At 73.0% G+C, this 21243-nt stretch carries 27 protein-coding genes; 13 read left to right on the top strand and 14 right to left on the bottom strand.

The features are described from left to right. Nucleotides 1-97 precede the first annotated feature (97 nt). The 3 genes from CUT83_RS12710 to CUT83_RS12700 form a co-directional block, all read right to left on the bottom strand. Nucleotides 98-784 (bottom strand): histidine phosphatase family protein, encoded by a 687-nt coding sequence (locus CUT83_RS12710; RefSeq protein WP_101255954.1) that lies wholly within the window; start codon nt 782-784, stop codon nt 98-100. A 132-nt stretch (nt 785-916) separates the two neighbouring features. Continuing rightward, nucleotides 917-1669, bottom strand: coding sequence for an SDR family oxidoreductase (locus CUT83_RS12705; RefSeq protein WP_101255953.1), 753 nt, complete (start codon nt 1667-1669; stop codon nt 917-919). A 272-nt stretch (nt 1670-1941) separates the two neighbouring features. Further along, nucleotides 1942-2547: a TetR/AcrR family transcriptional regulator gene (locus CUT83_RS12700; protein ID WP_101256030.1), complete on the bottom strand. Its 606-nt coding sequence runs from the start codon at nt 2545-2547 to the stop codon at nt 1942-1944. A gap of 391 nt (nt 2548-2938) precedes the next feature. On the opposite strand from CUT83_RS12700, the gene CUT83_RS12695 reads away from it, so the two are divergent. From CUT83_RS12695 to CUT83_RS12675, 5 genes are all read left to right on the top strand, one after another. Continuing rightward, nucleotides 2939-3355, top strand: coding sequence for a DUF1622 domain-containing protein (locus CUT83_RS12695; protein ID WP_101255952.1), 417 nt, complete (start codon nt 2939-2941; stop codon nt 3353-3355). Then, nucleotides 3352-3597, top strand: coding sequence for a hypothetical protein (locus tag CUT83_RS12690; RefSeq protein ID WP_101255951.1), 246 nt, complete (start codon nt 3352-3354; stop codon nt 3595-3597). The genes CUT83_RS12695 and CUT83_RS12690 overlap by 4 nt, the downstream gene beginning before the upstream one ends. Before the next feature lie 117 nt (nt 3598-3714). Then, nucleotides 3715-4245 carry a DUF421 domain-containing protein gene (locus CUT83_RS12685; protein ID WP_101255950.1) on the top strand — a complete coding sequence of 177 codons (531 nt, stop codon included), beginning with the start codon at nt 3715-3717 and terminating at the stop codon, nt 4243-4245. 104 nt (nt 4246-4349) lie between these two features. Further along, nucleotides 4350-4802, top strand: coding sequence for an SPW repeat domain-containing protein (locus CUT83_RS12680; RefSeq protein ID WP_101255949.1), 453 nt, complete (start codon nt 4350-4352; stop codon nt 4800-4802). After that, nucleotides 4802-5368, top strand: a complete 567-nt coding sequence (locus CUT83_RS12675; protein WP_101255948.1) for a copper chaperone PCu(A)C domain-containing protein — start codon at nt 4802-4804, stop codon at nt 5366-5368. Before CUT83_RS12680 ends, CUT83_RS12675 begins: the two co-directional genes overlap by 1 nt. Here the strand turns inward: CUT83_RS12675 and CUT83_RS12670 are convergent. After that, nucleotides 5320-5631, bottom strand: a complete 312-nt coding sequence (locus CUT83_RS12670; RefSeq protein ID WP_101255947.1) for a hypothetical protein — start codon at nt 5629-5631, stop codon at nt 5320-5322. The two genes, CUT83_RS12675 and CUT83_RS12670, sit on opposite strands and share 49 nt — an antisense overlap. Nucleotides 5632-6233: 602 nt before the next feature. On the opposite strand from CUT83_RS12670, the gene CUT83_RS12665 reads away from it, so the two are divergent. Together CUT83_RS12665 and CUT83_RS12660 are read left to right on the top strand one after the other, a co-directional pair. Next, nucleotides 6234-7490 carry a cation:proton antiporter domain-containing protein gene (locus tag CUT83_RS12665; protein WP_206282596.1) on the top strand — a complete coding sequence of 419 codons (1257 nt, stop codon included), beginning with the start codon at nt 6234-6236 and terminating at the stop codon, nt 7488-7490. Then, complete coding sequence (locus tag CUT83_RS12660) at nt 7487-8125, top strand: potassium channel family protein (protein WP_206282595.1); 639 nt, start codon at nt 7487-7489, stop codon at nt 8123-8125. Before CUT83_RS12665 ends, CUT83_RS12660 begins: the two co-directional genes overlap by 4 nt. 25 nt (nt 8126-8150) lie before the next feature. Here CUT83_RS12660 and tnpA read toward each other — a convergent pair whose 3' ends face one another. Beyond that, complete coding sequence (gene tnpA / locus CUT83_RS12655; RefSeq protein ID WP_101255945.1) at nt 8151-8579, bottom strand: IS200/IS605 family transposase; 429 nt, start codon at nt 8577-8579, stop codon at nt 8151-8153. 23 nt (nt 8580-8602) lie between these two features. Between tnpA and CUT83_RS31520 the strand changes: the two genes are divergently transcribed. Together CUT83_RS31520 and CUT83_RS31515 are read left to right on the top strand one after the other, a co-directional pair. Continuing rightward, a complete protein-coding gene (locus CUT83_RS31520; protein WP_338104149.1) occupies nt 8603-9052 on the top strand; it encodes a hypothetical protein in 450 nt (149 codons plus the stop codon). After that, nucleotides 9049-9753, top strand: a complete 705-nt coding sequence (locus tag CUT83_RS31515) for an RNA-guided endonuclease InsQ/TnpB family protein (RefSeq protein WP_338104148.1) — start codon at nt 9049-9051, stop codon at nt 9751-9753. The genes CUT83_RS31520 and CUT83_RS31515 overlap by 4 nt, the downstream gene beginning before the upstream one ends. A gap of 471 nt (nt 9754-10224) precedes the next feature. Here CUT83_RS31515 and CUT83_RS12645 read toward each other — a convergent pair whose 3' ends face one another. The 6 genes from CUT83_RS12645 to CUT83_RS31510 all read right to left on the bottom strand — a co-directional run bounded on the left by CUT83_RS12645 (nt 10225) and on the right by CUT83_RS31510 (nt 15132). Then, nucleotides 10225-11121, bottom strand: a complete 897-nt coding sequence (locus CUT83_RS12645) for a F510_1955 family glycosylhydrolase (protein ID WP_101255944.1) — start codon at nt 11119-11121, stop codon at nt 10225-10227. Nucleotides 11122-11296: 175 nt separating this feature from the next. Continuing rightward, nucleotides 11297-11704 (bottom strand): four-helix bundle copper-binding protein, encoded by a 408-nt coding sequence (locus tag CUT83_RS12640; protein ID WP_101255943.1) that lies wholly within the window; start codon nt 11702-11704, stop codon nt 11297-11299. 165 nt (nt 11705-11869) lie between these two features. After that, complete coding sequence (locus CUT83_RS12635) at nt 11870-12514, bottom strand: DUF305 domain-containing protein (protein ID WP_101255942.1); 645 nt, start codon at nt 12512-12514, stop codon at nt 11870-11872. Nucleotides 12515-12623: 109 nt separating this feature from the next. After that, on the bottom strand, nt 12624-13067 hold the full coding sequence (locus CUT83_RS12630; RefSeq protein WP_240957811.1) for a DUF6153 family protein: 444 nt from the start codon (nt 13065-13067) through the stop codon (nt 12624-12626). Nucleotides 13068-13200: 133 nt separating this feature from the next. Next, nucleotides 13201-14583, bottom strand: a complete 1383-nt coding sequence (locus tag CUT83_RS12625; protein ID WP_101255940.1) for an FAD-binding oxidoreductase — start codon at nt 14581-14583, stop codon at nt 13201-13203. Between the two features lie 111 nt (nt 14584-14694). Then, on the bottom strand, nt 14695-15132 hold the full coding sequence (locus tag CUT83_RS31510; RefSeq protein WP_338104147.1) for a hypothetical protein: 438 nt from the start codon (nt 15130-15132) through the stop codon (nt 14695-14697). 546 nt (nt 15133-15678) lie between these two features. Between CUT83_RS31510 and CUT83_RS12615 the strand changes: the two genes are divergently transcribed. After that, on the top strand, nt 15679-15960 hold the full coding sequence (locus CUT83_RS12615; RefSeq protein WP_101255939.1) for a GlsB/YeaQ/YmgE family stress response membrane protein: 282 nt from the start codon (nt 15679-15681) through the stop codon (nt 15958-15960). Nucleotides 15961-16368: 408 nt separating this feature from the next. On the opposite strand, the gene CUT83_RS12610 is transcribed toward CUT83_RS12615, so the two are convergent. Further along, nucleotides 16369-17124 (bottom strand): SAM-dependent methyltransferase, encoded by a 756-nt coding sequence (locus tag CUT83_RS12610; RefSeq protein WP_240957849.1) that lies wholly within the window; start codon nt 17122-17124, stop codon nt 16369-16371. 403 nt (nt 17125-17527) lie between these two features. Here CUT83_RS12610 and CUT83_RS30105 point away from each other — a divergent pair, with 403 nt between their 5' ends. Further along, on the top strand, nt 17528-18172 hold the full coding sequence (locus tag CUT83_RS30105; RefSeq protein WP_158239005.1) for an RNA polymerase sigma factor: 645 nt from the start codon (nt 17528-17530) through the stop codon (nt 18170-18172). Between the two features lie 10 nt (nt 18173-18182). After that, nucleotides 18183-18905: a hypothetical protein gene (locus tag CUT83_RS12600; protein ID WP_165869427.1), complete on the top strand. Its 723-nt coding sequence runs from the start codon at nt 18183-18185 to the stop codon at nt 18903-18905. 36 nt (nt 18906-18941) lie between these two features. Here the strand turns inward: CUT83_RS12600 and CUT83_RS12595 are convergent, their stop codons facing one another. Then, a complete protein-coding gene (locus tag CUT83_RS12595) occupies nt 18942-19622 on the bottom strand; it encodes a MerR family transcriptional regulator (RefSeq protein WP_338104146.1) in 681 nt (226 codons plus the stop codon). A 151-nt stretch (nt 19623-19773) separates the two neighbouring features. Between CUT83_RS12595 and CUT83_RS12590 the strand changes: the two genes are divergently transcribed. Further along, a complete protein-coding gene (locus tag CUT83_RS12590) occupies nt 19774-20175 on the top strand; it encodes a DUF3291 domain-containing protein (protein ID WP_101255936.1) in 402 nt (133 codons plus the stop codon). 96 nt (nt 20176-20271) lie between these two features. On the opposite strand, the gene CUT83_RS12585 is transcribed toward CUT83_RS12590, so the two are convergent. Further along, nucleotides 20272-20952 (bottom strand): lysophospholipid acyltransferase family protein, encoded by a 681-nt coding sequence (locus CUT83_RS12585; protein ID WP_101255935.1) that lies wholly within the window; start codon nt 20950-20952, stop codon nt 20272-20274. Between the last annotated feature and the right edge of the window lie 291 nt (nt 20953-21243).

Raw genomic sequence — 21243 nt, 5'->3', positions numbered from 1 at the left:
GGCGGCTTTCGAGTGACCGCCTGTACCGCGCGCACGGACACGGGGCTTCCCCAAAGGGGACCGCTTCGAAGGAGCGGAGGGCGGGTCAGCGGCCGGATCAGCGGTAGGTGAGCAGCGCGCGCCGTTCCCCGGCGAAGTGCGCGTGGTCGTTGAAGGCCAGCAGGCTGATGCCGGAGGAGCCCGCGACGAGGGTGGTGATCGCGGCGTTGACGGTGACCCGGTTCAGCGCCACGATCCCGGCCGGCGGAGCGGACAGCAGCTCTCCGCACAGGGCGGCGAGTACCCCGCCCGAGGTGACCACCACCGCGTCGCGCCCGGGCCGCAGTCCGTCGGCCAGCCCCCGCAGCGTGTCGGCGGCACCGGAGGAGAACCGCCGCCAGCCGCCCTCGCCCGGGTCCGCCATCCACGCCGCAAGGGCCCGGTCGAGGACCGCCTGGACACCACGTGAGCCGGTTGAGGCGCCGGCGGGCGCGCCGGCGGGGGCGCTCTGCGGCGCGGCGCCGCCGTAGCGCTCGACGAGATCGATGTGGTCGTACTCGTTCCACCGCGCGTCGGTGCGCGGCGCCCCGGGCAGCCCGGCGGTTTTCGCGATGATCTCCGCGGTGTCGCGCTGCCGGGCCAGGGTGCCGCAGACCACCACCGGGTCGCGCGGCGCGCGCCGGGCCAGCTCTGCCCCGGCGACCTCCGCCTGTCTGCGCCCGAGGTCCGACAGCACGTCGTACCCCTCGGCCGTGTCGGCGCCGAACGTGGCCTGGCCGTGGCGGACCAGATGGATGACCGGCATCGCTGCCCTCCTGTCGTCGAAGTACTGTCGGGGCCGTCGGTGCTTTCCGGGCCGCCGGGGCCGGTGCTGCCGCCGCGCCGCCCGGGAGGGCAGGCGGAACCGGGGCCCGGGGAGGCGGGGGAGCGGCGTGCCTCAGCTCATCCTCGCCACGACGCCCAGGGGCAGCCGGCGCATGGCGAAGCCCACGGGCACCCAGGGCCAGGCGGGCACCTTCGCCTGGGCGCGCTCGGCCTCGATGGCCTTCACCATGGCGCGCACCCCCTTCTCGGTGGAGACCATCAGCGGCGTCCGGCCCGCCGATCCGCTCATCTCGGAGGCGATGTAGCCGGGGAAGAGGGTGGTGACCTTGATCGGGGTGCGCAGCAGCTCGGCGCGGATGCCCTCGGCGAGGGCCGCGACACCGGCCTTGCCGGCCGCGTACGTGGTGAGGTTGCGGGGCAGGCCGCGCATGGCGCTCATCGAGGAGACGACGACCAGATGGCCGGCCCCCTGGTCGCGGAAGATCTCCACGGCGGCCTCGCACTGGGCGAGGGCGGCGGTGAAGTTGGTCTGCGCGGTCTGGAGGTTGACGTCGAAACGCCCGGTGCCGATCGGCTGGCCCTTGCCCAGCCCGGCGTTGACCACGACCCGGTCCAGGGAGCCCAGATCGGCGCGGAAGGCGCGGAAGACCTCGAAGACGGCGCCGTGGTCGTTGACGTCCAGCGCGCGTACCGAGACGGTGATGCCGGGGTGGGCGGCCAGCAGCTCCTCGCGCAGCCGCTCCAGGCGGTCGGTGCGGCGGGCGCACAGGGCGAGGTCGCGCCCCCTGGCGGCGAACTCGCGGGCCATCTGCTCGCCCAGCCCGGCGCTGGCCCCGGTGATGAGGATGGTCTGACGGGTGCTCATGCCGTGTGCTCCTGTGTCTTCCGTCGTGTCGCGCGCCCTGGTGAGGAACGGTCCCGGAACCGGTACCGGCGGACCCGGCGGCGCGTTCGGCGTGTTCCCGGGCCCGCGGCGAGTGGGCGAAGTCCGCGGCCGGCTCCTTGCCGGGGACCTCCGGAGCGCCCGCCCACGGCGTCGTCGCGACGGCGAGCGTAGCCAACATACTGACCAGTGCTCAACAGCATGGGCACGGGGTGGCCCGGATCACCCCGCGGGCACCGGCGGGCGCGGAGTATTCAGCGCGGCGGGGCGAGCGGTGTACCCAGGGGCGTGAGCAGCCGGCCGAGACCGTCCACGAGGAAGCCCACCAGTTCCTCGGCCGCCACTTCCTCCCCGGCCTCGATCGCCATCTCCTCCGCCATCGCCAGCCAGCCGCGCACCGCGAGCCGCACCAGCGGATCGGGGGAGGGCTCGCCCAGCGCCGTCAGGATCCGCTCGGCCAGTGTGGCGCGGATGCCCTCGAACACCTCCACCACCAGCTCGTCCCCGCCGGCTCCGGCGCGCACCAGGGCCACGTAGTTGGCGCGGCGCCGCCGCACGAAGCCGGTGAAACCCCCCACCACGGCGCGCACCCGCTCCTCGGGCCCGCCCTCGTCCGGCAGGCGCGTGTGCCGCAGCAGCCGCTGTCCGGCTGCCCGGACCACCGCGACGTAGTAGTCGCGCTTGGTCGGGAAGTAGTGGAAGAGCAGGCCGCGCGAGATGCCCGCCTCGGCGGCCACCTCGTGGATCGACAGCTCGTGGATGGGGCGGCTGACCAGCAGTCTCAGTCCGATCCCGATCAGCTGCCCGCGCCGGTCCTCGGCGCTCAGGCGCACCCGGGTGCGGGCGGGATCGGCGGTCATGCGGGTGACGGTAACCCGCCGCCGCAGGCCCGGCAAACGCCGGTCCGGGGTATTCGGCACACGGAATGCGGAATGCGGAATGCGGAATGCGGAAGGCGCCGGCCAGGACGGGGGGAACCTGGCCGGCGCCGGTTTGGAGGCGCGGGTGCCGAGGGGCGGCGGTCGCCTTCGCGGCGAGTGGCACTGCGAGGTTTCAGCCGGACGATCGTCCTCGCAGGCGGTGTGTGAGGCCCGGGGACTCTGTCCCGCCCTCCGGCACCCGCGACGAGTACAACCGCCCGGCCGGAGCGGACATTCCGCACCGGGTCGAATGAAACGGGGTGAAATCCGGTGAGGTGCGTCACATCGGCCGCCCGCGGAATGAGCGGACCGGTGCGGGTACTCGCGGATCATGGACACAACCGCCGAAGTGCTGCCCGAGTCCGCGCTGAGAGACGCGGTCGACCTGCTGGTGAGGCTGGTGGAGGCGGCGGGTGCCCTGATCATCTTCGTGGGCGCCGCCTGGGCGTTCGGACGCTTCCTGCTGACCATGGTGCGCGGGGCCGGCCCGGATCGCAGGTTCAACAGGATCCGGCTCACCCTGGGGCGTTTCCTGGCGCTCGGCCTGGAGTTCCAGCTCGCCGGAGACGTACTGCGCACGGCCGTCGCGCCCAGCTTCACCGAGATCGGGCAGCTCGCCGCGATCGCGGCGATCCGCACCGCCCTGAACTTCTTCCTCGGCCGGGAGATCGCGGCCGAGCGGGCCGAGATCGAACGCGAACGCCGCAAGGAGGCGGACGGCTCCCGGGCCCGGGCGGAACCGGTATGACCACCGCCCTGGACCTGGCGGCGCTGGCCACCACCGCCTTCGGGCTGGTGGCCGCCGCGGTGGTGCTCGCGGCGGCCGGACGGCTCCTGCCGGCCGTGGCCGTCCTCCTGGACTTCCTGACCGCGGCGGGGCTGCTGCGGCTGGCCGGTGACCCGAGCTGGAGCACCATCGCGGCGGCCGCCGCCGTCGTCGCCGTCCGCAGGCTGGTCGTCGCCGGTCTGCGTGTCCCGCGGCCCGGCTGACCCGGCCGGGCCGCGGGCCGCGGCGTACGGGCGGTGTCCGCAGAGCGCGCGGACACGGCCCGGTCACGGGGAGGCGCGGGCGTGTTGCGGAACGGAATCACCGGGTAGTCGTGACCGATGTTCTTCGACACCGGATACGACCTGCTGCGGGTGGCCGTCATGACCGCGTGCTCCTACGCGGCCCTGATCACGGCGGTGCGGATCTCGGGCAAACGCACGCTGGCGAAGATGAACGCGTTCGACCTGGTGGTCACCGTGGCCCTGGGGTCGACGCTGGCCACCATCCTGCTCAACGCCACCGTCTCCCTCGCCGAGGGGGCGCTCGCCCTGGCCCTGCTGGTGGCCCTCCAGTTCGTCAGCGCCTGGGCGGCGGTGCGCTCCCGCCGCTTCCGGCGGCTGGTCAAGGCCGAGCCGACCCTGCTGCTGAGCGGCGGACGCATGCTCGGGGAGGCGATGGCCCGGCAGCGGGTCACCGAGAGCGAGGTGCTCCAGGCGATCCGCTCCCAGGGGGTCGGCTCGGTCGAGGAGGTCGCCGCGGTGGTGCTGGAGACCGACGGCAAGTTCAGCGTGATCCCCCGTTCGCAGGCCGGCTCGGGCAGCTCCCTGTCGGACGTCGGGCGAGCGGCCGGGGCACGGGCGGAAGGGTGATCCGGGAACGGAAGCCACCGAACGGAGCCTGGACGGGGGCGCGCACCGGGCGAACCGCCGCGAACGGAACCAAGATGGTCGGGAAGATCCCGTAAGGAGTTCTCATGGCTCGTCATTCCTCCCCGCGCGGACGGGCAGCCGCCCGGGGCGCCGCGTCCACGCCCGGCCCCTACGGGATGCGGGACCAGCTCGTGACCGGCCTGATGCTGCTGGCCGGCATCTGGCTGGTCCTGGCCTCGTGGTTCCTCAGGTACCCCTTCGACGACGCCGCCGTCGACGCCCAGCGCAACGAGACCGGTGTCGGCATCGTGCTGCTGCTCGTCGCCTTCGCCCGGATCGTACGCCCGCGCGGGTGGCTGTCGGACCTGATCGTCCTGCTCCTCGGGGTGTGGTTGCTGATCGCCCCCGCTCTGATCGACTACGGCGGCCCCGCGAACACCCCCCGGGCGGCCCAGGCCAACGAGGTCGTCATGGGCATCGTGCTCGTGGTGCTGGCCCTGGTGAGCATGCTGCTGCTGTTCCGGGCCCGGCGCATGAGTCCGCAGGAGGCGAAGTGATGGAAACGCCGTTCGGGCCCTCGCGCGTTCTGCGCCGTCTGCTCGCCCCGCTGCTGACGGCCGTCCTGGCGCTCACGGCCGCGGGCTGCGGGGACACCGATGACCAGGGCGAGATCCCGGGCGCGGGCGAGGTGGACTCGCCGGGGGCGAACGCGGGGATCGGCTCGGTCCTGGTGCGCTACGCCCATCTGGCCGAACCGACGGACGGGCCGTGGGAGGAAGGCGGCGACGTCCCCCTGTACGCGCAGCTGTACGACCAGGAACCGCCCGCCGACCGGCTGGTGGCGGCGGAGTCGCCGGCGGCGGAGTCCGTCGAGATCGTCGGCCAGGGCGGGGAGGCGGTCGAAGGCGGGGTGGAGCTGACCCCGGACAAGCTGGTCGGCCTGGAGGAGGGAGGGACCTACCTGGTGCTGCGCGATGTGCGGCAGCGGATCCGGGGCGGCGACTTCGTGTGGGTGACCTTCCACTTCGAGGACGCCGGTTCACTGTCCATGCAGGTCCCCGCCCAGACGCCCACCTACGACCAGGAGTCCTCGCCCCCTCCGCTGCCGACCTCGGCCCGGTGATCCCCGGTGGCGCGGGATTCCAGGAGGTAGGCCCCCAGACTGCCCGCGAGGGTGGCGAAGACGGCGACCGGGTAGACCGCCAGCGCGGTCTCCAGGACCTTGGGGAAGGCGCCGGGCCGGGCCGGCCGCTCGCCGAGCACGAGCAGCAGGAACAGCACGCCCAGCGCGCTCATCACCGGAGTCGCGCGGTCCAGCAGCTCCTGGGCGAGCCGCTCGCGCTCGGAACGGGGGCGGCGGGAAGGGCGGACGGGCAGAACAGGCACACCGCAGCCCTTCCCCCTGTACGGCCGGGCACTCGCGCCGCCTTCGCGAGCCGGCGGCTCTCCCCCGCACACCGCCTCGTACGCGGGCGCGGGCGGGGCCCGGTGACCGGACCCCGCCCGCGTCCTTGGAGGAGGCGTGTCGCTCGCGCCTGTGTTCCGGTGTGCCGGGCACCTCCTACCTCTCGGCCCGCCGGGGTGGGAGCCGGCCTTCCCGGTGGCGTGCCCGCTCCCGCCGGAGCGGGCAGGCGGCCGTGCGAGGCTCGCCGGGACTCCGGCGCTGCCGTGGGACGCGGCGGCCCCGATGAGCGGCGCGATCACTCGAGTCGGCTGCCCTCAAGGGTTTCTCCTCTCCTCAGTACGACCCGCCGTCGCGGCTTCCTGACGGGCCGGATTTCCGCTGACGACCCGTCAGAACTCCGGTCGCGAAGGAGACCGCCCCACACCACCCCTTCGGATGAGATGGTGTTGCTCCTCCGTACCGGAGGCGAATCTGTGTACGGGACCGGGCGGGCGACACCCGCCGGGCGCCCGGTCCGGCGCCTCGTCCGGTCGTATCACCCGGACACCCCCGCCCGTCGGGTGGTCGGGGCGGCTGTCGGTGCATGACAAGAACGGAGCAGGGCAGCCGCACGGACATGCTGGACGAAATCCTGACCGTCACCGCGGCCCTCGCCCTGGTCGTCGCCGCTCTCTCCGTACGCATCCAGCGCGCCCCGCTGAGCGGACCGCTGCTGGCGCTGCTGGCCGGGATCGTCTTCGGCCCAAAGGTGCTGGGCGTCCTCGACCTGCCCACCGTGGTGGAGGGGCACAGGGAACTGCACGAGGCCTCCCGGCTGCTCCTGGCGGTGTCGGTGATGGCCGTCGCCCTGCGCTACCCGTTCCACGACGTGCGCTCGAGGACGAAACCGGTGGCCGTCCTGCTGGTGGCGGCCATGCTGGGGATGGCGCTGATCACCACGGCGCTGTCGGCCGCCGTCCTCGGAGTCGGCCTCGGCGCGGCGGCGCTGCTGGGCGCGGCCCTGTGCCCCACCGACCCGGTGCTCGCCTCCAGCGTGGTCACCGGCGAGCCGGCCGAGAAGACGATCACCGCCCGCACCCGGCAGCTGCTCTCCCTGGAGTCGGGCGCCAACGACGGTCTCGCCCTGCCCCTGGTACTGGCCGCGGTGGCGATCGCCGGAACCCTCGGCGGCACCGACGCGCTGCTGGAATCGCTGTGGCAGGTGCTGGGCGCGGTCGTCTTCGGAGCGGCGGCGGGCGCGCTGGGCGGCAGGGTGCTGCGCAAGGCGGAGGAGCACCGGAGCGTCCAGTCCGGGCCCCTGCTCGTCTACACCCTGCTGCTGGCCCTCCTCGTCCTCGGTGCGGCCGGGCTGATGCGCCTGGACGGCGTCCTGGCCGTCTTCGTCAGCGGGCTGGCCTTCAACGCGACGAGCTCGGTCAGCGAGCGCGCCGACGAGGACAAGAACGACGAGGCGGTCAACCGCTTCCTCGTCCTGCCGCTGTTCGTCGTGCTCGGCGCCATGATCCCCTGGCGCGAGTGGGGCGAGTTGGGCTGGTGGCGCGGCATCCTGCTGGTCCTGGGCGTTCTGCTGCTGCGCCGCCTGCCGATCCTGCTGGCGCTGAAGCGGCCGCTCTCCCTCACCTGGCGCGACACCCTCTTCATGGGCTGGTTCGGCCCCATCGGCGTCTCGGCCCTGTTCTACCTGACGACGGAGGCCCACCGGCTCGGCGCCGACCCGACGGTACTGGCCGCCGGAACGCTGGTCATCGCCGCCAGCACCGTCGCGCACGGCGTCACCACCACCCCCGGCCTGTCCCTCTACTCCGGGGCGGGCGAGAAGGGCCGGGAGGCGGCGCGATGAACGTGCCGACGGCACTGGCCGGCTGCGCCCTGGTGATTCTGGCGCTGGCCGACGCGGTGGTCACCGCACTGTCGATGGTCACGGTCACCGGCCCGGTCAGCGGCCGGGTGGCCAGGGCCGTGTGGCGGACGTCCCTGGCGCTCAACGCCCGGACCGGACGCGGCTCGGTCTTCCTGAAATGGAGCGGGACGTGCACCCTGCTGGCCACCTTCACGACGTGGGCGGTGCTGCTGTGGGCCGGGTGGTGGCTGGTCTTCAGCGCCGACACGGCCTCCGTCGTCGCCTCCCGTACCGCCGTGCCCGCCGACGGATGGGACCGGGTGTACTTCACCGGCTACACGGTCTTCACCCTGGGCATCGGCGACTACGTGCCGGACACCGCCTGGGCCCAGGTGGCCACCGCCGTCGCCTCCCTGTCGGGACTCTTCCTGGTGACGCTCTCCCTCACCTACCTGGTGCAGGTGGTCCAGGCGGTGGTCCACAAGCGGGTGCTCGCCCAGCAGATCCACTGTCTGGGCCGGGACGCCTTCGGCATCATCGCCGCCGGGTGGACCGGAAGCGGCTTCAGTTCCATGTTCAACGGTCTCTTGCGAGGAATCCTGGCCCTTCAGGGCCGGGAGGAATCGCATCCTTGACCTGGACGGCGCACAGCGCCGCCGTTCACTCCGGTCGTTTCTGGTTCTCGATGTACTCGCGGATGATCTCCAGGGGGGCGCCTGCGCAGGAGGCGGCGAAGTACGACGGGGACCAGAGGTGGTTGCCCCACAGGTACTGGCGGACGTGTGGCTCGAACTCTTTCCGCAGATAGTGCGCCGAGACTCCCTTGAGCCGGTTGACCAGGGTGGAGATCGACAGCTTCGGCGGGTAGTGCACGAGCAGGTGGACGTGGTCGTCCTCGCCGTTGAACTCCCGCAAGGTCGCGTCCAACTTGGTGCAGACGTCCCGCATGACCTCTTCGCAGCGCGTGAGCATCGTGTCGGTGAGGACGCCGCGCCGGTACTTCGTGACAAAGACAAGATGCACATGAAGGTTGAAGACGACACTACGACCTCGGCGTAGATTGGGGTCTGGTTCCCATCGGGGTGACATAGGCAAAACGGTATAGTGACCACGTGAAGTTGGTTGTGCGGGTGAAGCTGCTCCCGGACGAGGCCACCGAGGCCGCACTCCGGGAGACGCTGCGTCTGTGCAACCGCGCCGCGAACCACGCCTCACGGCGCGCATTCGACACCGGCATCACGGGCAGGACCCCCCTCCAGCGCCTGGTGTACGGAGACCTGAAGGGGATGGGCCTGTCCGCGCAGCCCGCGATCCATGTCGCGCGGAAGGTCGCCGGGGCCTATGCCACGCTGAAGGCGAACCTGAAGGCCGGGAACTACGGCCGCGAAGGATCGAAACGCCGCGCGGCCGCCGAGTCCAGGCCGATCCGTTTCCGCAGGGACGCGGCCCAGCCGTTCGACGACCGCTGCCTGTCCTGGCAGACCGACGCCCGCACCGTGTCCATCTGGACCCCCGCGGACGCTCCGGGCGTATCCCGTTCGAGGCCTCCGCCGACCAGATGAAGACGCTCACCGAGCACCGCCGCGGCGAGAGCGACCTCGTGCACCGGGGCGGCAACTGGTACCTGTACGCCACCTGCGAGGTGCCCGAGGCCGACCCGATCGAGCCGGAGGGGTTCCTCGGCGTCGATTTGGGAATCGCGAACATCGCGACCACCAGCGACGGCACCGTCCACGCGGGCAAGCACCTGAACCAGGTCCGGCACCGCAACCGCCGGCTCCGGCAGCGCCTCCAGACCAAGGGGACGAAGTCCGCCAAGCGGCTGCTGCGCAAACTCTCCGGCCGCGAGGCCCGCTTCGCGGCCGACACCAACCACCGCATCTCCAAGCAGATCGTGACCGAGGCTGAACGCACCTCGCGCGGCATCGCCCTGGAAGACCTGGGCGGCATCCGCGAGAGGGTACGGCTCCGCAAGCCCCAGCGGGTCACGCTGCACACCTGGAGTTTCGCCCAGCTCGGCGCGTACATCGCTTACAAGGCGCTCCGGGCGGGTGTGCCGGTGGTCTGCGTGGACCCGCGCTACACCTCGCAGGGGTGTTCGGCGTGCGGCCACATCGACAAGAAGAACCGGCCCGCACAGGCCATCTTCTGCTGCATGTCGTGCGGCTTCGCTGAGCACGCCGACGTGAACGCAGCCCGCAACATCGCCGCGCGCGGTGTCGCGGGCTGGGCAGTGAGTCACGCTGCCGACGACGCGGCCTGACCCGTACCCACCAGGCACGGGATGGAGCTGCAAGCTCGGCCCTTCAGGGCCGAGAAGTTGACCCAGCAACTGGTCTCCCTGACCGAGCCGCTGCTGCGCCTGGGCGAGCAGCACCTGGCCTACCCGGTCGTCCACTACTTCCACTCGACCCGGCGGAGCAAGGCACCCGCCCGCGCGCTGGCCGCCCTCGACGACGCCCTGCTGCTGCTCCGTGCCGGCGTCGCCCCCGGAAGCCGGCCCGACCCGGCGGCCACCGGGCCTCTGTGGTCCGCCCTGGACCAGGTGCTGGACACCCTGCGCGGCCAGTTCTTCGCCCGGGCCGAGCAGGAACGCCCCGCGCCCGCGCTGTCGGTGCTGCGGGAGGCGGGCGTCTCCGTGGTCGACGAGGGGGGAGTACGCGGCCCGCGTCCGCGAGCACACCGGGCGGCGGCGAGCCCTCCAGGGGTTCCTGCGCAGCGTCAGGCCCTGTCCCTAGTGGTCGCTCGCCGGGATATCCAGGCGCTCGGTGAAGGTCTTGCCGCCGTCGGTGGATTCGTAGACACCACCGGCGGTGGCGGCCAGGACGCGGTCGGGGGTGACCGCGGTGAGCGCCTGTGCCTGCCCGCCGGGCACCGTGCCGGTCTCCGTCCAGCTTCCGCCGCCGTCGCCGCTGTGGTGCACCGTGCCGTCGGAGGCGATCCCGTACAGCCCGTCCTCACCGGCCCAGGACAGGTACGCCAGCACCGGTTCGGCGCCGCCCGCGAAGGTCTCGCCGCCGTCGGTGCTACGGGCGACGCCGCCCTCGGTGGTGGCCAGGACGGTGTCGGGGTCGGCGGGGCTGACGGCGATGTCCAGGGCGGCCAGCTCCGCCCGCTCGTCCCAGCTCTCGCCGTCCTCGCTGACGCGCAGCATCCCGTTCGTGCTGTCGTATCCGTAGACGGTGTTGCCGGCCTGTTCCAGGGCGTGGAAGTCGACCTCACCGGCCAGGGAGAGGGCCTTCCAGGTCTTCCCCGCGTCGGTGCTCTTGATCAGGCCCCGGTTGGCGGGCTCGTCGCTGCCCTCGGCCGGGTGGCCGCTGCCGAGGAAGGTGTCCGGCCCGGCGACGGCGAAGCCCATGTAGTCGGCGGTGTCGCCCATGCGCTTCGCGGAGCCCTCGCCGTCGACGGCGAGAACGCCGCGGTGGGTGGCGACGTAGAGCTTCCCGTCGCCGGGGTTGATGCCCAGTCCGTGGATGTGGCCGATGCCGGCTCCGCCGTCGTGGGTATGTCCGGCGGAGGAGCCCTGGTGGTCGTCCTGGCCGCCCGAGCAGCCGGCCAGGACGGCGGCCAGCAGGGCCGTCGCGGCGGCCAGGGAACGGGGACGCGGGCGGGGGCGGGAACGGAGTGGCATCGGAAATCCTGTCGTCGGTGCGGTGCGGTGCGGTGCGGTGCCGTCAGCCAATCTACGACGACCGCCACCGGGCCCGGCGTGGAGGGCGCCGGCAGGCCCCGCCCGTACGCGGCGCCGCCCCGGCCGGGGGCCGGGGCGGCGGAGGAGACAGCGGTCCCCTGAATCGGAGGGGGCCTCAGAGGGTCGCCAGCAGCTCGTTGCAGGCCTGCTCGCAGCGACGGCAGGCCTCGGCGCAGACGCGGCAGTGCTCGTGCATGTCGGCGTGGCGCTCGCACTCCTCCGCACAGGACTTGCAGACCATGGCGCAGGCCTGGAGCTGGGTGCGGGTGATGTTGGCGTCGTAGCCGGTGTGCCGGGACAGGATCTTGCCGGTGGCCTCACAGATGTCCGAGCAGTCCAGGTTGGTGCGGATGCACTTGCGCAGCTCGGCGACCATGTCCTCCGACAGGCAGGCGTCCGCGCACGCCGTACAGGCCTGCGAGCAGTCGAAGCACTCGGCGATGCAGCGCTCCATGGCCTCGCGGTTCACACCGCCGAGGTCGGCCGGGTAGGTGCGCAGCATCTCGCTGACCATCGTCGTCATGGTTGTCCCCTTTCGCGTGGTTTCTTGCGATCCCGCAGGCCTGTCCGGACGTGGGGCAGGATCCGCGGTGCCGTGCGAACGGGTAACACCCGGAAGCGGTGCGTAAACCGGCAATCGGGGCAATCGGGGCCCGCGCCGTGCGGACCCCGACTCCCGGCGCCGGCTCTACTTCCGGCCGAGCAGCTCCTCCATCGTCTCGATCTCGGCGTTCTGGGCGGTGATGATGTCGTCGGCCATGGCCTTCGCCGGGCCGTAGGAGCCGTTCTCCTTCTGTTCCTCGGCCATGGTCACCGCACCCTTGTGGTGCTCGATCATCATTTCCAGGAAGGCGGTGTCGAACGCCCCGCCGGAGGACTTCTCCAGATCCGCCATCTCCTCGGGAGTCATCATCCCGCTCATCCCGTGGGAGTCGTGGCCGGAGTGGTCCATCCCGTCCATGCCCTCCGTCTTCGGGGGCACCTGCTCGCCCCAGGACTCCAGCCATCCGGACATGGTCTCGATCTCCGGGTCCTGGGCCTTCCTGATCTCGGCCGCCAGGTCCTTGACCTTCTGCGAGGCGGCCCGGGTCTCGGCCATCTCGGCCATCACCACCGCCTGCCGGTGATGGGGGATCATCCCCTGGGCGAAGGAGACGTCGGCGGCGTTGTGGGAGCCGGCCGGGGCGGAGGAGCCCGCGGCGGGCTTGTCGTCGTGAGCGCCGCGGCCGGCGGGAGAGGACTCCTGGGAACCGCAGGCGGCCAGGACGGCGGCGGCGGTCGCGGCGGCCACCGCGAGGGCGGCACGGCGCAGGGTGAAACGGTGTGCGGTCATGGTGATACGAACTCCTGCTGTGGGAGGGAAGCCCCGAAGGGGGCGGGATACGGGCGCGTCGCGCACGGCACCGGCTCCCGGACGGGGCGGCGGCCGCGCGGAGGCACGCCTATATGCGCAGGAGTTGCAGTTCGCTCAGCGATGGGGGAGCGCGGCCGGAGAGAGCCGCCGAGGGCGCCCGCCCCGCGAAGGGCGCCTCCGCCGCCGGGGCGACGGCGGAGGCCGGGGGCGCCGGCAGGACGGGCGGGCCGGAGGTGCCCACGGTCGCGCAGGTGGCGTCGGCGTGATCCGGGTGCCCGTTCGTCCCGTGGTCCGGGTGCGCACAGGCGTCGTCCGCGGCAGTGCCAAGGGATCCGTACGCGGCGGCCTCCGCGCTCTCGGGCATCGCGTGGCCGGCCGCGGGCGCGCCCCGAGGAGCGTTCGACGGGGCGGTCGCTCCGGCCGGAGCCAGGCCGTGCATGGCCACCACTCCGGTCAGCACCGCCAGAACCAGCAGCACCATGCGGACCCGGGCCCGGTGGGGGCGGATCGGTGGGTGCGGTCGCCGGTTCACACGGACATTCTACGGACGCGCCGTCACGGGGACCGGGAGCGGGGCGGGGATGGACGGCGGGCGGAGTGGCTTCGGGCCTGTCGTCCGGTCCGCGGCACGCCCTCCACACCGGGTACGCCGCACGGGAGCGGCGTCAGCCGGGCCTGATGTTGTGGTTGAGCCGGAAGACGTTGCCGGGGTCGTACTCGGCCTTGACCGCGGCCAGCCGCCGGTGGTTGTCCGGCCCGAACCCGGCGACCACGCGGTCCTCGCCCTCGTGCCCGATGAAGTTGAGGTAGACCGCGCCGGTCGACCAGGGCCTGACGTCCGCGCGTACGTCGTGGGCCCACCGCCTGACGCGCTCGTCGTCGGCGGGGTCCTCCCACAGCCCGAAGGGGTGGACCACCCACGGCGCCCGCCGCCAGGGGATCGGATGGCCTTCCGGGCCCCGCGCGACCGCGCCGCCCTGGGGGAAGAGGACGTGCTGGGAGGGCGAGGGCACGAGCAGATCGGCGGCGCGGGCGCAGAAGGCGTCCACGGCCGGGTCCGGGAGGGAGGCCAGGTACTCGGCCGACCAGTAGTTCCGGTAACCGGGCGGGTCGTCGAGCATGCACTGCAGGTCGGCGTAGGACAGTTCGGTGATCATCTCGGCGTCGTGGTCCATGTCGAGCATGGGCTCGGCGACGTCGCGCATCTCCTGCATGCCGCCCGCGTACGTGATCAGCACAGCGCAGGCGAGCTTCCCGGCCATGTCGGCGGGGACGAACTCCTCGGGCGGCGCGGTCAGGTAGATGAGCCCCCCGCCGACCTCGTCCGGGGCGGACTCCAGGAAGTCGCGGTAGACCCGCGCCACGTCCGGTCCCGCCTCGGGCCGCCACATCAGCAGGGCCGCGGTCACCTCCGGAAGCGGGTGCAGCCGCAGGGTGAGCGAGGTGGCCACGCCGAAGTTGCCGCCACCACCGTGCAGCGCCCAGAACAGCTCCGGGTTCTCCTCCTCGCTCGCGCGCACGGTGCGGCCGTCCGCGGTGACCAGCTCGGCGGACAGCAGGTTGTCGCTCGCCAGACCGAACCTGCGGTCCAGCCAGCCCGAGCCGCCGCCCAGCACGAACCCGCCCACCCCGGTGGTGGAGACCCGGCCGCCGGTCGTCGCCAGACCGTACGGCTCGGCGGCCCGGTCCAGGTGGCTCATGACGGCGCCGCCGCCGACCCGCGCGGTGCGCCTGCGGGGGTCGACCACGACCGTGTGCATGCGCCGCAGGTCGACGACGATGCCGCCCTCGGTCAGGGCCATGCCCGCGACGCTGTGCCCGCCGCCGCGGACCGCGATCTCCAGACCGTTGGCCCGCCCGAACCGGATCGCCTCGGCGACATCGTGTTCGGTCTCGCACTGGGCGATGACGGCGGGACGCCGGTCGATCATCGCGTTGAAGACCGTGCGGGCCTCGTCGTAGGGCGCGTCGCCGGGGGTGATGACATCGCCGGCGAAGTCGGCGCCGAGGTCGGTGAGGGCTGTTCCGCCCACGCTGCGGGACACCATGTCGCCCCCTTTTTTCGTCGGGGCACCGGTCGGACCTCACCTTCCACCGTAGCCCCGGGCGGGACGGAGCGGCGGGTCAGGCGGGCGTCCACACGTACGGCACGGTAGTGGTCACCGCGCGGAACCCGGCGCGGCGCAGGAGCGGCGCATGTCGGTGGAGGCGTCGGCATGCGGGTACAGCGCGCCGAACTCCGCCGCGAGCCGGGCCCGGGCGGCGACCACGGCCCGGTAGATCCCGCGGCCACGCCGGCCGGGCAGCGTCGAGCCGCCCCGCAGCCCGGCGAAACCGCTGCCCGACCGGAGGACGAGCCATGCGGCGCAGACCACCTGACCGCCCGCCTCGGCGACCATGACTGCGGTCCCGTCCGGAGCCGCGGCGGCCGCGGCCGCCGGATGGTCGCCCGGCCAGCCCTGGTCACCGCCCCGGACGGCCGTCTCCAGCGCGGCCACACGGCGCAGGCCGGCGTCCTCGGCGACACGGCGCACAATGACGCCGTCCGGCGGTTCCACGGGGGCCGCGCCGATCTCGGACACCGGGGCGACCAGCACCGCCGCCCGTCCTCCGGGGACGGCCCCGGCGGACAGCGGACAGCGGACGGCCGGTCAGTCCGTCCGGTGGGTCGTGCGCGTGGGTCCGCCACTCCGCAGGCGCTTTACGCACGGCGAAGAAGTCGCGTTGCCGGAGGACGAGGCGCTCCAAATCCCATACGGGCGGCCCGGCATAACGCGGAGTCACGATGAGGCCGCGAGCCCGGCCCACGATCCGCGGCCGTGGCCCGTCCCGCTCCTGGACGACCCCGGCAGCCGGATTCGGGAAGACCCCTCGCAGCCGGTCGTCGTAGACGGTCAGCAGGACGTCGGCGATGTCCTTCACCTCCGAGCACGGCAGGCGCCGCTCCGCCGGGGCCGCGACCGGCGTGCGACTGCCGTGTGGACGGCGCATGACCGGTGCCGTGCCGGGAGGGGGGAGGGACGAGGTGGGAGGGAAATCCCCTGTTCCGCACGCCTTTTTGCGGCGTTCCGGGAAACTCCCTTGTTTGGGTGGCGAGTTCATGGCAATGCGGTTCTGTGAAGACGACAAGGAGGTACCCAGACATGGGCATCATCGCGTGGATTCTCATCGGTCTGCTCGCCGGAGCGATCGCCAAAGCCCTCATGCCGGGCAAGGACCCGGGCGGCATCCTCGTCACGATGCTGATCGGTATCGTGGGCGGCCTTCTCGGCGGTTTCCTCGGCAAGGTGATATTCGGTGTCGATTCGATCGACGGATTCTTCGAACTCTCCACCTGGATCGCCGCCATCATCGGCTCGGTCATCGTTCTGGCCGTCTACCGGGCCGTGACCGGCCGCGGCAACCGCCGCCACGTCCACGCCTGACCCGGCAGGGGTCTTCCGGACATGTGGTGGCCGGTGACCGACCCGTCGCCACGCCGGCCGGCCGGCGTGGCGCGGCGAGCCCTTCGGACCGGAACCGCCGAACGGCTCGCGGGCGATTCGCACGCCCCCGGCGGTCCGCTCAGCACAGCGGACCGCCGGGGGCGTGCCGTGCGAGGGGCCGCCCGCCGGAGCTCCGCGCACTTGACTTCCGGCCCGGACCGCCGGGAGGAAGGACGGGAAAGGGGAATCCGGCCGGGCGTCCCGGGTTCCGGAGTTATTTTCCTTCACCGATTCGCATGCACCGGCCGAGTAATTGTCCGGTGCGGAATTCCCGGTAAGGGAATTCCGCACCGGAACGCCGTCGTTCCGCCCGGCGGGAGACGGTCCCGGTGCCCGGGCGGCCCGGGGTCAGGGCTTGCGGGCGACCGCGGCGTAGCAGGCCGCCTCGGCGTCGCCGACGTCGCCGAAGGTCTGGCCGGGGTCGGGACGCCAGCGGTGGGAGGTGGTGATCCCCGGCTCGAACAGCTCCCAGCCGTTGAAGAACCGGGTGAACTCCTCCCGGGTGCGGGCCTGTCCGGGGGTTCCCGAGGCGCGGTAGGCCTCGGTGAGGCGGGCGATGCCCTCCGGGTCGAAGTCGGGGGTGACATGGCTGATGGCCAGGGTGCTGCCGGACGGCAGCGCGTCCTTGAGGTGTTCGACGATCTCGTGCGCCCGGTGCTCGCCGGGTACGAAGTGCAAAAGCGCGTTGAGGCTGAGCGCCACCGGCTCGCCCAGGTCGAGGGTCTCCTCCACCTCGGGAGAGGCCAGGAGGGCGGCCGGGTCGGTGGCGTCGGCCTGGACGTAGGCGGTACGTCCCGAGGGGTGGCTGCGCAGCAGGGCCTGGGCGTGGGCGAGGACGATGGGGTCGTTGTCGGCGTAGACCACCCGCGACTCGGGGGCCACGCCCTGGGCCACCTCGTGGAGGTTGGGCGAGGTGGGGATGCCGGTGCCCACGTCGAGGAACTGGCGCATGCCGGCGGTGGCCAGGAAGCGGGTGGCCCGGTGCATGAACTCCCGGTTGGTGCGGGCGGCTACCAGGACGGAGGGGAAGAGGGCCATGGCCCGCCCGGCGGCCTCGCGGTCGGCGGGGAAGTTGGTGTGGCCACCGAGGTAGTAGTCGTACATGCGGGCGGAGTGCGCCCGGTCCAGTTCCAGGTCGACCGCGCTGTCGTCCGCGCCGCCGGTGGTGCCGTCGACCGTCTGGGACACCTTGACCCCGCCCTTCGTGAGTACTCGTCGGTTCGCCGCCGGATTCCCGACACGACTGTGGGAGAGGGTGGTTGGGGAAGGGGGGTGTGCTGTACCGTCCCCTCCACCCATCACGGCGGTAATCACACTATTACGCTGGGCTCATTTTTTGGGAAAACCACTGTCCGACGATGCCCACGATCCGATTGGCTTGGCGGGCGAGGTCCCGTCCCCTCGCGCCGGCGGCGGCCTCCACCCGGGAGTGCCGCGGTACCCGCAGGGCGGGACGCCCGCGACCGACGACCCGACGAGCACCCACACGGAGCCGGGAAGACCCGCGGTGAACACCCCTGACAACGTCCCCGTCGACGTGGACGCCGACCCCCCACAATCCTCTGTCCGCCACCGGCGGACAACCCTGACCTTCGACGCCTTCCACGAGTACCACCACCGGGCGTGGCTGAGGTACGCCCGCACCCAGGTGGGCAGCCGCACCGGGGCGGAGGCGGTCGTGGAGGCCGCCTGCGCCCAGTTGCTGAGCCACTGGAACCACGTGCTGGAACAGGAGTCCGTCCCGGCCTACGCCTGGGCGGTGCTCAAGGAGCGGATCCGGGAGTGGCTGGACCGCCACGGCCGTGCCCCGGCGCTGGCGGAGACCGCGGCCTTCGACGCCGCCTGCCGCGGCCGGCTGCTGGACGAACTGCTGGACGGGACGGACGGGACGGACGGAGCGGATGGAGTAGACGGAGCGGACGGTTTCACCTCCCTGGAGAACGGGCTGCGCCTGTACGCGGCCATCGCCGAACTGCCCGAACGGCAGCACGACATCGTCGTCCTGCGCTATGTACTGGGGTGTCCCGAGGAGGACGTGGCCGAGTACCTGGGCTGCGGCACGGTCGCCGTGCGCGCGCAGGTGCGGCACGCCAAGAGGAAACTGGCGGCCAGGCTGGGCCGAAGAAGGAACCACAGGACGGGGGAGCGGTAACGTGCGAGGCATGGGGGAGCACCGCAGGATCGACGCGCTGCTGGACGGGGCCGAGGTCCTCGGCGGCGAGTACGACGACTACGACCCGGCCGCAGCCCGGGAGCGCATCGCCCGTGCACTGGGCGCCGGCCCGCCCTCCGCGCGGCAGCCCTCGCACACGGACACCGGATGGCGGTACCGCACCGTCCACGAACAGGCCGCCCACGACCTGGACCTGGCCATCTCCTTGGTGGTGGGTTCGCCCGGGGCGGCCGGGAGCCTGGCGCGGCTGGTCGACCACCGGCGCACCGAGCCCGAGGGTGCCCTGGTCTTCGCCTGTCTGCTCCATCTGGTCGGCCACCGGGACGCGGCCCAGTTCTGGTGGCAGTTCGCGGCCGGAGGCGGCAGCCGCACCGCGGCCTTCTGCCTCTGCCTCCACCACCGGAGCCTGGGGGAGTTCCGGGACGCCGACTACTGGCGCCGGCAGGCCGCCCTGCTGGGGAGCGCCGGCACCGCCGCCCGCGCCCCCCGCGGCACCGCCGCGGTGCCCGGCCCGCACGGCTTCCTGCTGCCGGACGCCATTCGCCGGGACCTGCTCAGCCAGTGCCACCGCGGGCGGCACCCCCGGCTGCCGCCCGCGGTGGAGGCGGTGGTCAACCGGCTGCGTGTCGAGGGGGACGACGAGGACTACGGCGAGATCCCCCGGCCCGAGCCGGGCCTGCCGGACGAACTGGCCGGGTCCCGCCCCCACTGAGGCGGGTGCGGGCGCCGGGCGGTGCGGGCGGGGGACTCACTCGCCGGTGCCGCTCCCGTCCTCGCCGGCGTACCGCAGCGCGGCCTCGTTCTCCTGTGCCATCCGGCGCAGGGCGGCCAGGACCGGCTCCATCAGGACGGTCAGCACCAGAGCCCGTTCGGCGATGTCGATCCGGTCCTCGATCCCGGCGAGCTGGTCCAGGTCCAGCCGGGCGGTGGCGGCGGCCAGCTCGGCGTACGGCACCAGTTCGTCGGCGCCGTAGTCGGCGCCGACCTCGTGCAGCGCACGCAGTCCGGCGGCCAGCGCCTCGCGCAGCGGCGACCGCTCGGTGATGTTCCAGCCCACCCGCTCGATGAGCCGTTCCACCTCGGCCGCGCTGCCGTTCCCGCCTTCCCCGCCTCCCGCGTTCTTTCCGCTCTCTGCGCTCTTCTTGTCCGCCCGCGCGGACACCGGGGCGCTCAGGGCGTAGTGGGTGACGCCGAGGGTCTCGTACCGGTCGAGCGGCTCGGCGACCGCCTCCAGAACCTCCCTGGCGGCGGCCACCGAGAGGCCGCCGAGGGTGATCAGCGCTCTGACCAGGCGCAGTCGGCGCAGATGGTCCTCGTCGTACTCGGCCTGGTTGCTGGCCGTCGCCAGGCCGGGCCGCAGCAGTCCCTCCCGCAGATAGAACTTGATCGTCGGGATGGGGACACCGCTGCGGCGGCTCAGCTCGGACATCCTCACGGGGTTCCTCGATTCTGCGGCGGGTGCTGCGGTGTGTACCGCGAGTTGACCGGAGAGTGTAACGTGTCACTATCGATAGTAGATAGTGTCACTATTCATCGCAGGTGACGCCGTGCGCCTGCCCGCGAGTCAAGGACCCCGCGTCATGCCCGAGCTTTCCTGGACCACGGTCAACCCGGCCGCTCCCGCCACCGAAGCCGTCGTCATGGCCTCCCGGCTGGAGGTCGGCTCCCTGCGGCACGTCCCCCGCTTCTTCCGGCTCTCCCTGGCGTCGTGGCGCCAGGCCCGCCGGTCCCCGGGAGCCCTCGGGGTCTCGCTCATCGCCCAGTTCGGCCGCGGCGTCTTCTGGACCCTCTCGGCCTGGGAGAGCGAGGAGGCGCTGTACGCCTACGCCGGGGCCGAGCCGCACAAGTCGATCATGAAGCGGCTGCGGCCCGCCACCAAGGACTCCCACTTCGTCTTCTGGACCGTCCCCGCCGAGCGCCTGCCCGTCTCCTGGGAGGAGGCCCGCAACCGCCTGGCGCAGGCGCGGCCCCGGCAGCCCTGACCCGCCCATGACAGCACCCGGCCGTCCCGACGGGAGAACGACGGGGAAACGACGGGAGAGCACCGTCGTCCCGCCCTCCTTCGGAGCGGAGACGGTTCAGGCGGTCGCCGAGAAGTCCCCGCGCGAGCGGGCGGGGTGGCCGGCCCGTTCCGCCGCGACCCGCCAGGCGGCGACGACCGCCCGGCGGGCGCGGGCGGTGGCCGTGACCACGTCGCCCGACAGCCGGACCGGCCCGCCGACGTGGACGTGCACGCCGGGACGGCGCAGCGGGGCGGTGACGAACCCGGCGACCTGCTTGGCGGTGGACCCGGAGCTGATCCGGCGGGAACCGGCCTGCCCGAGAGGCACCACCGGGGCGCCGGTGGCCAGCGCCAGCCGGGCCAGTCCGCTGCGGAACGGGCCGGGCTCGGTCTCGCCGGAGTCCGCGCGGCGCGGCAGACCGCCCTCGCCGTAGATGAGCACGACCCGGCCCGCCGCGAGCGCGGCGGCGGCGCCCTCCAGCGATGCGGCGGCCCGCTCGGTGCCCCGGTGCACCGGCACGTGCCCGTCGCGGACGAGGGCCTGGCGCAGGCCGGGTATCCGCCACAGTCCGGCGGTCGCCAGCACCACGGGCCGGGTGTCCAGGCGGTGCAGGGCGGCCAGGACCACGCCGGGGTCGACCAGGGAGGTGTGGTTGGCGGCGACGATGCTGCCGGGCGCGATGTCGGCGCCGGGGTCGGAGGTGACCCGCAGGCGGCCGAGAGCGGGAACGACGGTACGGGCGACGGTGCTGAGCACGGCGGGCTCCTCTGGGTACTCCTGTGCGGTTGCCGGTGGGTCCGCCGGACGCCGGACGCTCGGTGCCGGAGGCCGGGAGGGCGGCGTACCCCATCCTCGCCGGGCGCGCCCGGCGGCGCCTGAGTAGCCGTACTCATCCGCCTCCGGGCGTTCCCGCACGGCCCGGAGCGGCAGAGGGCGGCGGGGGCGGCGGGGGCGGTACTCCCGGAGCGCGGAGGAAAAGCGCGCCAAGCGCTGAGATCGTCAGGCAGCCCCCCAGCCCCCCAGCCCCCCAGCCCCCACGGGAACGGA

Origin of the sequence: Streptomyces barkulensis (genome assembly GCF_002843305.1) — a bacterium.
Lineage (GTDB): Bacteria > Actinomycetota > Actinomycetes > Streptomycetales > Streptomycetaceae > Streptomyces > Streptomyces barkulensis.
The sequence above is the reverse complement of the archived record's forward strand: the minus strand, read 5'-3'. Positions and strand labels throughout refer to the sequence as shown.